Genomic DNA, 14,246 nt, shown 5'->3' with positions numbered 1-14,246 from the left:
AACTAGAAGATGGCGTTTAAAACAAGCGTAAATATAAAATTTGATATCGGTAACGTTGAATTCATAAAGCGTTACATTCCAACCCCTTCTCATGCTGATGCTATGAAAGGAATTATTGAGGGATTTACTGAGGAAAGTGTAAACCGATCGCATATTATAATTGGGCCATATGGCACAGGAAAATCGCTGTTGGCGAATGTAGTAGGAAGCATTGTATCTAAATCTGTTGATCGAGACAATGTTACTACTCTGGTAAACAAGTTCAATCAGGTAGATGAATATATTGCCGGCAAAATTAATCATGCTAGCAACTTACCAACCCTATTCTTACCTATATTGCTAAGTGGTAATGAAGGACGTTTTAGGCAATCCATACTAACTAACGTATTAAAAAAGCTAGGGGAGCAAGGCCTAGATATTGTATTGCCTGGCCTTTCATCAAAGATTCTACAGTCAATAAAAGTATGGGATGATGAGTTTCCGGATACTTACAAAGCGTTTTGTCTTAGGTTAGAGCAGGATGGAAAACAGATTGTTAGATGGTTAGAAGAAATTAAAAAACAAAATGAAGTAGAGATTAAATATTTCTCAAGCATATACCCCTTACTTACTGCAGGTGCTTCTTTTGAGGTGGATTATGACCACAGTTTTCTGTCTCAAATGGAATACTTGGCCACAGTCCTAAAGGAAAATAACATGGGGATCTTTATAGTATATGATGAGTTTGCAAGATTTCTACAAGGGTTAAATAAGTCGAAATTCAATGAAGCGATGCAAGATATTCAAGATCTTGCTGAGCTTTCAAATAGATTGAATTGCATACATTTTATTTTGATAACTCATAAAAGTCTACGCCATTATTTCAGTTCCTCTGATGAGGACTCTTCTAAGGAGTTCCAACGCATTGAAAAGCGGTTTAATCAATATTTGATTAAGAGCGATCAAGCAACTTTTTTAAGAATTGCTGAGATTATTGTTTCGGAGAATATTGATTCCAAACCCCAGATATCCCTCGATGATTTCACTCGGATTCAAGGAGCCATGAGAAAGTATCCCCTTTTTCCGAGTATTAATCAAACGGAAAGGGATGAACTAGTGATACGGGGGATGTACCCGCTTCACCCCGTTTCCATCTTTCTGTTGCCGCATTTAACAAGGGTCTTTGGGCAGAATGAAAGAACATTGTTCACATTCTTAGAGAGCCAAGAAACCGGGGGGCTAATTAACCATATTAGTAAAAGTAAGGAGTATTACCTAGCCCACCAACTGTTTGATTTTTTCTTCCCCGATTCTACGGGGAATAGTAATGATGAATTAGCTGAACATATGCTTTTATATAAAAAGGCAATAGCTCGAATGCCAGAAGACATTCCAAATAAAAAACACACGGCCTTGAATTTAGTTAAGGTAATTACACTCTGGAATTTATGTGTACTTCAGAATGAGCAAAAGTTAACAACTGACTTTCTGCAATTTGCTATTGGAACCAATGAGGAAGAGCTACTAGAGTTGCTCTCCTTGTTAAATACGAATAAAATAGTTCGATTCAATAGAGTGAATGGCTTTTGGGAATTGTTTGCGGGGAGCTCGATTGATTTACAGGAGAAATTAGAGCAAGAAAAACAGTCATTAAAACAAAATCCAACTAACGAAATTGAAGTATTAAAAAGCAATCTATCTAGGAAGTATTACTTCCCTGAGAAATATAATGATGAAAAGGGAATGACCAGGTTTGCCGCGGTTAAGATCATCTATGGGAAAGAAGTATTAGAGGGCAAGATAGAGAATGATACCACATCTGATCTTTCCTTATATTATGTTCTACCTGAAAATACTGAAGTAACGAACGCATTAGCATTAGGTTCAACGCTAAGAGAACTTAGTGTAACAAGCAGAGGGAGTCTCTGTTTTATTCATCCCGACCCAGTGGAAAACATAAAATCAGAACTATATAATTACATGGCCCTTGAGTCACTGAGAAGGAACAAAACACTGCTGAGTGAAGATAAGGGAATCAGAGAAGAATTAGAGATATTATTAAATGAGGCTAAATACACGATTTCCGATTACTTGTTGAAGATATCGATCTTTGATGGTATACATCCGTGGTATGTTGAAGGCAATGAAACATACTTTAACAGTGAGTTTGAATTAACAGAGAAACTGACAGACATGTGTAATAGATTATATAAACATACGCCTATCATACTAAATGATTCCTTTAACCGTAGCTCTATTTCTGGAGCCCAGAGAAATGCAGCTGTTTTATTAATCAATAAAATTCTCGAGGAACCTCACAATAATCAGTTTGGTATTACGGGAAATGGGCCTGAATATGCGTTATATGCGAGTATATTCAAAAATAATGACCGCTTTGATTACAATGTAAATAACTTAGACTATTCCACTGTTAGAAATGAGCCATTTCGTCTATTGAGATCAAAATTGAAAGAATTACTGGATAAGAATCCGAAAGGCAGTTTAAAAGATCTAATTGATATATTTATAGCTCCTCCCTTCGGTATTCGTAAGCCACTCATTCCTATACTGTTTGTTTCTTTACTCAGGGATCGATGGAATGAACTCATGTTATATAGCAATGGAATGTTTGTTCCAGGCATAAATGGTGCCAAGCTCTATGATATTATTGTTGAAGCAGGGCCAGAGAACTACCATTATGTGTATGAAAGAATAGATGAAGGCTACATTCAGCTGTTTAGTAATATCGAAACTCATTTCAGAGACTCTCTTGAAGAGAGGCTTAGTACTCAATCACGGCTGATTTATGTGTGTGGAACCTTATTAAAGTGGCTGAGATCATTGCCTAAGATTACCCAAACATCAGAACATGTGGATGAAGAATTTAAGCAGATTCGTGACTTAATTAAAAGGTCTGAAATAGATCCTCAGCAAACTATTGCAGAGATATACAAGCTGTTCTACGAGGATTTAGCAAAGTTATTGAAGGTAAAAGAATATGCGGAACATCAAATTATCGAACTGAAACAAGAATTAATATCAAAGGTGAATGAGATAATTGGTGTTGGGGAGATTGGTGAATTAAAGAGTTGGGCTGAAGATCAGAGAAGAAGCCTTTCATTCAATAGTAAAATGCTAGAAAAGATGCTCAATGCTCTCACTTCAACTGGAACAGTCGATGAAAGGATCTGGATAGACAAATTTTCTGAAGAATACATTGGGGTAAAAATTGAAGATTGGTCGGATACAACTTACGAATTGTTCATCAACCAATTAATTTATGACCGTAACCATCTGAATCTCAGGGAGAATGAAAATAATTCTCTGAACAAAGAAAATGTTGTTACGGTCCAACTCAATAACAGCCGAAAGATAATAAATAAGGTAGATCTATCCGTAAAGTCAACAACAGTTTATTCTAATCTTGAAAGAATGATAAATACCGCGGGTAAGAATGTGCCGCGGCAGGAAATGGAGTATCTTATTTACAGGCTATTTGAAACTTATGTGGTAAAAGCGGAGTGATACTATGGACATACATGAGAAAAAAATTGTACATGTTGCTATGTTTAGTGGTGGGGCTGGAAGTGCTTATGTCGCGTACCATATGGTGCAAACCTACGGTAAAGAAAATTGTATTTTATTCTTTACAAACACCTTGTGGGAAGATGAAGATAATTACAGATTCATGGACGAAGTATCAAAGCACATTGGTCTGGAAATAACAGAGAGGCTTGACGGCAGGACTCCTGAAGAAGTATTTTATGATGAACGCTTTTTAGGCAATGCACGATTGGCAAAGTGTTCAGAAGAACTGAAAGTTAGACAGACGATTCTTTTCTTAGAAGATGAATTAAGGAATCAAAAGGGGCTTGAGCCTATTCTTTATTTTGGAATTGGACCACACGAGAAGCATCGCGCTGATAATCTGAAAGATTTTTACGAGCATTTTCCTCTTGAGCCCATCGAGACACGCTTCCCTCTAATAGAACTATTCCGGGATGATCTAGATGCCAAAGGAATTATTCGCGATGAGTGGGGAATTGATCTTCCTCGTATGTATAATATTGCAGAACAATTAGCAGTGAAAGAGAACAATGAAAATGCCAAGATAGCTCTAAAGAATGGCATCAAAGGCTTCTCCCATGCGAATTGTGCAGGGAGATGTGTTCGCGGTGGTTATCAGCATTACGCGCTTTTGTATGCAATCTGGCCGGAAAGGTACCAGGAACAAGAAGATATGGAAGAACGATTTAGGGCAACCCTCAAGAAAGATGTATCTATTCTGAAGAAGAATGGTGGATCTTACACCATGAAGCAGTTCAGAGAAGTCATGGAGAAAGAGGGATTTGAAAAATTCCTTTTTAAAGCAGATGCTGATATTCCTTGTGTTTGCTCGTTTTCTTAATAATTATTTGTAGTTAGCATATTTTAATGAAGAGCATCCACCAATCGTCGGGTAAACCCGGCGATTTTTTTATTGCATTTAATAAAAAAATGATTAGTGTATTAAGTAGACAATATAAAATTTTAAAATTCGTAATAGTTAAAAGAGGTAGTATAAATTGACGATATAAATAGTAAGAGTGCGATGAATTAGATTGAAAGAATTCTTGTACCTCACAGATGTAATATTGTACATACACATACAGGGGGACAAATGGACCTGAAAGAGAAACAACAGGGAATAAGTGGAATGTTTGAGCCTGCCTTAAGAACTATAGTGGATCAGAGTATTGCGACTTTTGGTCCAGTTTCGTTTCTTGACTATCTAAAGAGCAATAACCTCCCTAGAGTAGGGGCTACAGCGGATGCGATCTCAATAGATTCCTATGAAAGGCTTCATTCATCTGCCAAAAGTCATTCGGCGATGATCATGAGATTAGGGCAAACTCATGGGGTAACAGGGACGCAGTTTGCTTTAGTAAAAGTAGTAGAAGGGAAACTTGACGATTTTTTTCTTATAGATGATTCAATTTTTAGCTCAGTCGGATTTAATTACATTCCCGAGGTGAATCTTGATCAATTGAAGGTGTTCTCTTTATTACCTTCTTTAACAGAAAAGTCGTATGTGAATCTTGCATTTTCATCTGGTCTGATAAGTTATGCATTAGGTGTTGATAAGGTCAAACCGATATATCCTCCGGCTGGCTGTTCATCAACGTTTACCTTTAAATTTAAACCCCATACTTTGCTTAATAATGAGGAGTTCCTACATAATAGGGGACAAGTTGAAATTGACGCCATGTTTATAGAAAAACGTAACGATGTTGATGTTTTATTTGTGGTAGAAGCGAAGAGCGATTCAAGTCACAGATCATTAGCTAAACATAAATTACTATATCCAGTACTAGGGATCTCAGAGAAAATCCCAAGCAATATGCCAATAGTACCGGTTTACATGAAAGTGAAAACTTCTTCTCTTGGGATACATTATCATATTGTTGAATGCAGTGTTCCGGATCCAAGACTCGCAGTAGTTGCTTATAATGAGTTAACTGTTAAGAAATATACTCATTTAATTCTTAATTTAAAGCAAATAATATAAGACTTACTATGTAGAGGGTGGGAGTATATAAAATGTCTATTTATCAATCTGATTGGATTAGCTTTCTTAGGCAATATGGACCAATTCCCCGTAATGATAATATGTATGATGAAGCGATTCACAGAATAATAAAACGTAAAAATATTCAACCTATTATTATAGAATCGGTATATTTAGATGAGCTTGTTGAAAATTTCAACTCAAACAACCCTAAGTCAGTAATTTTAACGGGTACAGCTGGGGATGGAAAAACGTATAACTGTAGGGAGATTTGGTTATCGCTGAATGGGGCATTAGAAGTATGGCAAAACGATGATAAGGTTAAAGAACTAGTGCTGCCAAGCTCAAAAAAATTATTTGTTATAAAAGATCTCAGTGAACTTAAGGATGAAGATAGAGGTATCCTAAAACAATTTGTAACTTCTGTTCTTAATTCTGATGATAGTAATGTTTTTTTAATTGCTGCAAACGATGGCCAACTAATTGAAGCGTGGAAACATATTGATTCTGACCATCAGACCGAGCTCGTAAAAGACTGTGTAGAGGATTTGCTGGTTTCTGAGATAAAAGAAAAAAGCAGCTTCAATTTGAAATTGTTTAATTTAAGTCAAATAAGCGCTGCAAGACTATTTCCTCAAATTGTAGACGTTGTATTGCAGCACCCAGGCTGGAATGATTGTAATAACTGCTCTTTGAGAGAAGATGATCAAACCGGAAATAAATGTCCAATTTGGGAAAATCGAATAAGACTAGAAGGTAACAAGGACGATAAACTTATCCGTTCTAGAGTTACCGATCTCTTGGAATTATGCGAGTTAAACGGCGTACATCTTCCAATAAGACAGTTGCTTCTTTTAGTATCAAACATGCTTTTAGGTCATCCCGAAGCTAAGGATAGGCTTATGTCGTGTTCGGATGCAGTAAAAATAGTAGGCGACAATAGAACATCGTTCGCAAGTATTTATCGAAATATTCTAGGTGAGAATCTTACGGAAAGACGTCGTGAGTCAACAGATGTATTTGTAGCTTTGGGCAAATTCGGAATTGGCTATGAGACAAGCAATACGATCGATAATATTTTGATTTTTGGCGCAGATGACCCAGATTTGTATTCGTATTATGAAGAGCTTGTACTCAATGACACATACTTCGGCGCTGACCAGACTTTTCGGGCGAATCAAAAAAATTATTTAGAAGGTGTGCCGGATAGTGGTGAAGCCTTTTTGAATTCACTACGTTCTCAGAGACAAAGATTGTTTTTTGTAATTCCTAGGGATAAAGAGGAAGAGCTTAAACTTTGGCATCTTACAACCTTTCAATTCGCTGGTGAATTTTTATCTGACGTATACAGAGTATCTAAGAATGGTAAAGTAGCAACACCGATCACTTCAAGAATATCTCAAGGTTTAAACCGTATTTTTACAGGGTTATTGGCTAAGAACAATGATGAATTGATATTGGCCACATCTGGGAGTCACTCGCAGGCTAAGGTTAGTAGAATATTTGAAGAAAGTATTTCAGTTCCCAAAAAGCGCGGAGAAAGTATGCAGATAAAAATAAATCAATTTGGAAAGCTTGTTATCGAAGTAAGGCTTTCTCCCTCTGTTGATGCTGTTGAATTACCATTACAACTAGTTCGATACGAGTTCCTATCGCGAGTAGCTGAAGGTGCGTTGCCAGGTAGTTTTTCACGGGAATGTTACGAAGACCTTCTGGGATTCAAGAGTAAACTTCTGAAACAATTAGAACTGCGTCGTAAATTAGATGAGGAAGATCTGGATAATGAGAGTGATCTATCCTTTAGAATTATTCGACTCACTCCCGATGGTTTAATAGACGACAGAATCGTAGAGGTAAATTACAATGAATAATAGACTTCCATATCCAACTAAAATTGATTCAGATATGTGGGTAGATGAGGCTATTTGGGGGCATCGGTTATACGATGAGCAGACTCCATGGCTTTGTTTTATGGAATTTTTAAATGTACTTCAAGCTGAACTAGATGCAGGGAACGCATTAATGGAAGTTGAACCGAACAAATTAGCTTACTTACCCAAGTCGAGATTATATTTGCGAAACATCTTGTTCAATAATCCCCAATTATCATTAATAGCCAGCAGATATAAGTATGATGATAAAGAAGCTTGGGCGCAGTGGTATGAAGTGATGGGTAAAGGGCAGGCCGGAATCATCAACGCAGACTTTACATATTTAGAGAAACGATTCCCTAAGTTTGAAGATTTCGCTTCAGTAGTACAATTTCTAAAAGAAACCACCATAGAGGGAGAAAACAATAAAAGATGGAGTTCTCAATTTATTTTCCCATATGGTCCCAATTGCTTATATGAAGACCTAAATGTAAAAGAAAACAAAGCCCCTACTAATGATCGAAGATTCTTTGGTAGAACTGGGGAACTGCTGTATTTAATGTTGGCCAGAAGTGGTAGAGGGCCTGAGATCATCTCAAACTTACAAAAGAGTGTTCTAAATGCAACAAATAAATTTAACCGTTTGGTTGCTGCTTTAGAACCTAAAGAGACAATAAACTCATCTACAGTAAGATCAGGGGCTTATTTACCATATTTAGATTTACCGGAATATCAAGAGTTAGCCGACGACTGGTTGAGTTTATTAGAAAGCAACATTCCAAAATATGACGTAATTCCTCACCTTGTGAATATTACGGGATTGCATATGATCTTATATAGTCTAAATCGGGCAAAAGCTGTTTTGAAGGATGAAACAAAATTATCATTTGTATTAGAAATCGTATCTCCAAAGAAATCAATTATTAGAGAGCTATCTTCAGATTCATTTACAGAACACAACAATTTGTCGCGGCGCGCGGTAGAGGCCTATATCAGACAGATTGTTCAAACAGAAGCTTGGGGACAATTAACGGATATAACTGAAGCAATCTCTTTGCTTAATAATGAATATAAATGGCCTAAAGAAAATGAAATCGATTCTGCTAATTCTCCGGATGACTTGATTAATAAATTTGTTGCTGCCGCGATTAGTAGACATAAGCAACATGTAGATAAATTCCACGGGGTTTGGGGAAAAGAGATTGGACTGTCTTCTAGAAGGGGAGCTCGGAGGCTACGGTATGCCCCTCAGGATATATTACTAAAATCTTTGGTATTATGTGTTGTTCCAAAAAGAATGGAATTTCAAGACTTCTTAGATAAGCTGTATGAAAAATATGGTTTTATTATAGGTGATAAACAGGCTTTAGCACTAACGGAAGCTGGTAGGGCTGACTTAGAAGCATTCTCTGACAATGCAAGGCGTCTTGAGCAACGACTAGCGAGTATGGGATTACTACGTAGACTATCCGATGCTTGCGCATATGTAGAAAATCCCTTTGGAACTCGGGAGGAAACACACTGATGAATCAACTAGAGCTAATTGGACAAGTAGCAACCGAGTATCTACGTCGACAATTACAAAATGGCCAATCTGAAGAGGGTGTGGCTCGCTTTTTATTGGATCGACTGACAGGAGATCAGGTCTCCAATATATGTAAGACGATTAGTCAGGATGTGTTACTATCCTCGACATTAGCTATTAAGGTTCCTCGGAAATTAGTTGACGGCAGCGGGTTATCAGAAGATATGGTTACGGATGAGAAGACAACATACTGGAGAAACGCTTCCTGTGATAAACCGGCTATATTATTAGCAAACACGAATGATGATCAAGGACAATCATTAAGAGATATTGCAAGAGTTGGAGCAGGCGATTTAAAGAGTCAACCAGACATCTGGGTTCAAGTAGCAAGCAAAGATCTACCCTTAAGTGATGAACAGAAAAAATATTGGCAACAAGCCTTAAAGGGGCTGCAAGAAGCCAATGAATGCAGTCTTGAGGAATTTAGCGAATTTGTTGTAAAGGTTCGTGAAACAATTGCTGAGGATAGTGTTCCTGTAATTCGGGCACTTGGTTGGGCTTTGCCTGCTCTTCGTATCCCTCGAGATTCCTTTTATTTTGATGCTATACCTGCAAGTGCATTAGGTCATGCAAGTCGATGGAAAAAGATGTTTGTAGAAGCGTATACCAAAAGAGCTTGTTATTTATATAAGCAACACCCTAATCGACAAATTATCGAGAATAATGAAGTTTTGGCATCTTACGAAAAAGTAAAGAGCCAGATCGATCCGTCTATTCAACCAATTATGGAATTGTTCATTGAATCGGATGTTAATTGGTCTGCTGCTGCCGAAAATCTTTCTGAATTAGAATGGGAATCGGACAAAGTTAACTTATTATTTTTTGAGTTGAAGCCAATGAAAATAAATTTGGCGGAAAAAACTCGACAACTATATGAGGATGAGTTTCCTGATACCCTTACGGATGAAGAAATCACCTATTTAAATAATCTCAACGAACTTTTCAATAAGAGGAAAGCTAAGGAAGCTACTGAGGAAGATAAGGATTTTTATGATAAACACAGACATAATTTAGAGACGGACAAGGCTCTTAAGGCTGAGTGGGACAGATATGTTTATGGAAAGGCGATCGAATGTACTGATTTTTTAGTTGGGTTATTAGAAGCAACTGAACGACTTTTTACACAGTGCGATAGTTTTAATGGGGAAAAGACCCTAAAGATTCGTACTCAGAAGACGACCAGTAAGAAGTCCTGGTTGGACTTAAATGAAGATGTAGGATTATACTTCTGCAATGTGTATAGAGGGCTGGAGAAATTAACAAATTGGCAAGTGAATTGGGAGACTTATCATTTATTTAAGTACGATCAATTAGTTAAAGAGTCGAGAGAGAAAAATAATTACAAAAAGAATACTTCAACGGCTAAAACCGCCATTCAAATTGCATTTTATATTGAGCTTACTTACCACGATTTGCAAGGAACAAAGCAAAAAAATGAAGTAAAGCTCATTTGGCAAGGCAATCCGTTGGAGATTGGACTGGAACTTCATGATGATCTGAAGCGATTAGCAGAGCATCCGTTCTCCTATTCAAGTGTGTCCCAGAATCCTGTAAGTAAAAAAGGAAAACTTCAAGGATTATCTTTAAGCGATGTTGGTACAATTCAAGCAGTGTTCGGCCAAGATAGAGGTTCTTTAGTTGGAGTTTACGCGAAGACAACGGATCTGCAAAAAGTGATTCTAAATAATTTAAAGAAATCATTTGAAGAGGAAAGACTCTCACAAAGGGATTATGATGCTCTTAAAGAAACCTGGAATTATTTCTCGGTTAAATATAAGCAATCTATAAATGATTGGCTAGTAGATGGTATTAGTTCGGAGTCATTGATTGAACAAAGTGAGTTGTACGATAAGTTTTTGCGTTCCTTACAAGAGTATGCGTTGGGAGATAAGAATCGGATTGATATCATACAGCCGGTTATGAGTATTGGCAATGTGAGGGTGGATGGGGATAAGAACAAACCTATGACTATAATAGCCCCATGGCACCCAATGCGTATGGCTGCTAAATCCGTGAAAGCTCGACAAGTCATTGGATTAATTAATTATGTCTTGACTACAGATCAAGTAGACTTTGGGGATCAACGGTTATTCTTCACAGACCTCAAAGATGAAATTTTAAGCCCTTACTATCCAGAAGTAGCAGTAGGTTATAAGGGCCAGGAACCGGTACTTCTTTCGATTACGGATGCTAAGAATGATTACACCTTAATGGAATGTCCTGTGCGTGATGATGTAGATATGCAGACCAATGAGGATCCTAAAGAAGCAAGTCTTAAGCTGCTGAGTCTTGTTGAACGTTATTTAGATCTTCAACCTCATGAAAAGACCAATCTAAGCTTAGTCCTGTACAATTGTGATTCTACAAGACTACCAGAGACAATTGTGAATTCATTGGCCACAATGCATGAAGCTGAGGATGAGGTTCGTTGTCAAGTTATCTTGAGACATCGGGATACAAATAAATTAAATGAATTGTATATGAAAATGATCGAGAATACGGATAGTGATGCTGACTCTTTTGTAGCAAGTGAAGTAACTCGTGACTTTATGGCACGTTTGCGTGTAGGTGTCATGGCACATGAAGCAACTTCATTGGATCCAAAAGAAGGAAAGGCGGCAGATATTGTCTTCTTGCAAGATGTCATCTCAAGGCAAGCGAATCTTGAATGGGATGAAGTAAGGGTTAGGCAGATTCCCGAGCTCCTTAATCATTACCCTCCTCGGTGGGCGAAGAGACGCTCCGCGGCCAAAGATGAACTTAAATCAACTGTATATCTAGCATGTCCAAGTCAACCGTCTGTTGGTTGGTCTTATCTTTCATCGGTTTACTCCGTAGTGAAAGGAAAAGATGTTAGCCCAGGAACATTCTTCCTACCAGCGAGACAAATATCTTTTCAGAATGAAAAAGTTAAGGCTATATTCGACGAGGCACATAAGCTCGGTGAATGGGTAGTCAATTATGATGAACTATTAGAGCGTAGGCAACTGAGAAACTTAGGTGTTAAAGTTATCAAGTACCAACACAATAAATCTCATGGCTCAAATATAGTTGTCTCATCAAAATCGCAATTGAATTTGCTTAATGTATTAGTAAAAAGACGATTAAATGCTCTAAATTTAGGGTTATCAGACAACGATTTAGTACAGCTTACAGATCGTTTTATCGAAGATGCGAATGCGATCTCGGGTGATATTGTACTCCGTGCAGCAAAGCGTGGAGTATTTGCGGGTGAATTAATCGGAGTTGTATTAAGTAAAGCAATTCTCCAATCTGAAATGGAAAAAGAGCAAGCTACTGGTTGGTTTTTCTTGGACGATTATGCAACATGGCTTGGACAAAAAGAGGAACAAATTGCGGATATACTAGCTTTAGAACCTAAAATGGTGGATAACAAACCACAACTACAAGTATTCGTATCTGAAGCGAAATATGTCGATGCTAAAGGTGTTTCCGAAGCGAAAAAGAATTCCTCAAAACAGTTACGTGATACCGTAACGAGAATGGATAACGCACTTTTTGGTGATCCAGGAAGACTTGATCGGGATTTATGGTTGTCTAGATTGAGCGACATGTTAAATGACGGTATTGAATTACCTCCAGGAGCACCATTCACTGTTGAAGAATTGAGAGAGGGGATTCGTAATGGAGATATTCCTATTGAGATTAAAGGATACTCCCATGTATTCTTGTCCACTCTACCTGATATTGCATTAGATAGCGAAAGAGTTCCTATTACTAATGCTAAAAAATGCTACCAAGAAGTGTTTACTAGGGATCTAGTAAGAGAACTAGTGTTGGCGTATCACAAAGGAGAGTCTATTATCTCAATTCGTGAGAAGTTAGATGATAGCAAGCCATGGGAACTTTGTGAAGCCAAGGTACCCGCACCTAGAATTAACTTTGTTGCTGCGAGTTACAATGGGGAGAGTTCCAATCAAAGCATACTGCCTAGGACCTCTGAAGAAGTAGAAGCGAAGATTGGCTCTGAGGTGGCCGCGGCAGATACAGATACAGATGAAGCTGATAAAGCTGATATCGCAGAAGTAGTAGATGATGTCGAGACAGGTAATGAAAACAACCCCGAGATATCATGGGCTAGTCCTCAATTAGCTAATTGGATTCAGCAAAATGCCCAAGGCACTGAGGAAAGTAATGAGGATCAATCGTGGGTTAATGAAACAGTAAATAAACTAAGACTCGCATTAATAAGTTATAACCTGCAGGCCAAGGTTATTGGGCATCGTTTGACCCCAAATGCCGTTGTCATAAGGTTAAAAGGGTCTGATCAATTAAGGGTTGATGATATCGAGAAAAAAAGATCCATGCTTCTTACGACGCATGCCCTTAGTGTAATAAATATAATGGCACAACCTGGTGAAATCGTTGTTTCCTTGGCTCGTCCACAACGACAAAGTATTTCGTTAGCTGATGTGTGGAAAGTAAGAAAGGTACAGACTAATGCATCGGGTCTAAACATGAGCTTTGTCATTGGTGTGAAAGAGATTGATGGTGAGCTCCTGTATTTAAATCTCGGTGGCGAGTTTGAGGGCGGAGCTCAACATGCACCACATACCCTTATAGCTGGTGCAACGGGAAGTGGTAAATCGGTGTTGCTTCAAAACCTCATATTGGATATATGTGTAACGAATAGTAAGGATCTAGCACACATTTTTTTAATTGATCCTAAGTACGGTGTCGACTACATGCATCTTGCTGATCTTCCACATCTTGTTGAAGGTATCATTGATGATCAGGGCAAAGCTACGCAGATACTTGAGGATCTTGTCGTTGAGATGAATGACAGGTATCAGAAATTTAAAGAAATCAAAGTGAATAACTTGAAAGATTATAATGCGAAAGTAGTATCGGATGGCGAAAAGCTTCCCCTTATTTTCCTAATTCACGACGAGTTCGCCGAATGGATGCTTGTTGATGAATATAAGAGTGCAGTCTCCTCCATTGTTCAGCGACTAGGGGTTAAAGCTCGCGCCGCGGGCATACACTTGATATTTGCTGCTCAACGACCTGACGCAAACGTATTGCCGGTTCAGTTAAGGGATAACTTGGGGAATCGGTTAATATTGCGGGTCGAGAGTGTAGGAACCTCTGAGATTTCCCTTGGTGAAAAAGGGGCGGAGAAGTTACTTGGAAAGGGGCACTTGGCTGCTAGGCTTCAAGGGGAGTCTGGGTTAATATTTGGGCAAGTTCCTTTTTTGTCGAGTACAGATTTTTCGTTCTTATTTTGAATGTTTTTTCTAAA

General features: G+C 38.0%; 6 protein-coding genes. All 6 read left to right on the top strand.

Annotated elements, in window-relative coordinates:
• Positions 1-9 precede the first annotated feature (9 nt).
• The 6 genes from PM3016_RS32780 (at position 10) to PM3016_RS32765 (ending at position 14,232) form a co-directional block, all read left to right on the top strand.
• Positions 10-3,504: a hypothetical protein gene (locus PM3016_RS32780; protein ID WP_014372354.1), complete on the top strand. Its 3,495-nt coding sequence runs from the start codon at positions 10-12 to the stop codon at positions 3,502-3,504.
• A gap of 4 nt (positions 3,505-3,508) precedes the next feature.
• Positions 3,509-4,387 carry a hypothetical protein gene (locus PM3016_RS32775; RefSeq protein WP_014372353.1) on the top strand — a complete coding sequence of 293 codons (879 nt, stop codon included), beginning with the start codon at positions 3,509-3,511 and terminating at the stop codon, positions 4,385-4,387.
• Positions 4,388-4,639: 252 nt separating this feature from the next.
• The gene (locus tag PM3016_RS37730) at positions 4,640-5,527 is read left to right on the top strand and encodes a DUF6997 domain-containing protein (protein ID WP_014372352.1); all 888 of its coding nucleotides are present in this window, start codon (positions 4,640-4,642) and stop codon (positions 5,525-5,527) included.
• A gap of 32 nt (positions 5,528-5,559) precedes the next feature.
• Positions 5,560-7,398 (top strand): hypothetical protein, encoded by a 1,839-nt coding sequence (locus PM3016_RS32770; RefSeq protein ID WP_014372351.1) that lies wholly within the window; start codon positions 5,560-5,562, stop codon positions 7,396-7,398.
• Positions 7,391-8,923: a methylation-associated defense system protein MAD7 family protein gene (locus tag PM3016_RS37725; protein WP_014372350.1), complete on the top strand. Its 1,533-nt coding sequence runs from the start codon at positions 7,391-7,393 to the stop codon at positions 8,921-8,923. Before PM3016_RS32770 ends, PM3016_RS37725 begins: the two co-directional genes overlap by 8 nt.
• Positions 8,923-14,232 carry an FtsK/SpoIIIE domain-containing protein gene (locus PM3016_RS32765; protein ID WP_014372349.1) on the top strand — a complete coding sequence of 1,770 codons (5,310 nt, stop codon included), beginning with the start codon at positions 8,923-8,925 and terminating at the stop codon, positions 14,230-14,232. The genes PM3016_RS37725 and PM3016_RS32765 overlap by 1 nt, the downstream gene beginning before the upstream one ends.
• The last annotated feature ends 14 nt before the right edge of the window (positions 14,233-14,246 follow it).

Source organism: Paenibacillus mucilaginosus 3016 (genome assembly GCF_000250655.1).
Lineage (GTDB): Bacteria > Bacillota > Bacilli > Paenibacillales > NBRC-103111 > Paenibacillus_G > Paenibacillus_G mucilaginosus.
This window is presented reverse-complemented; position numbering and strand designations above follow the sequence as displayed.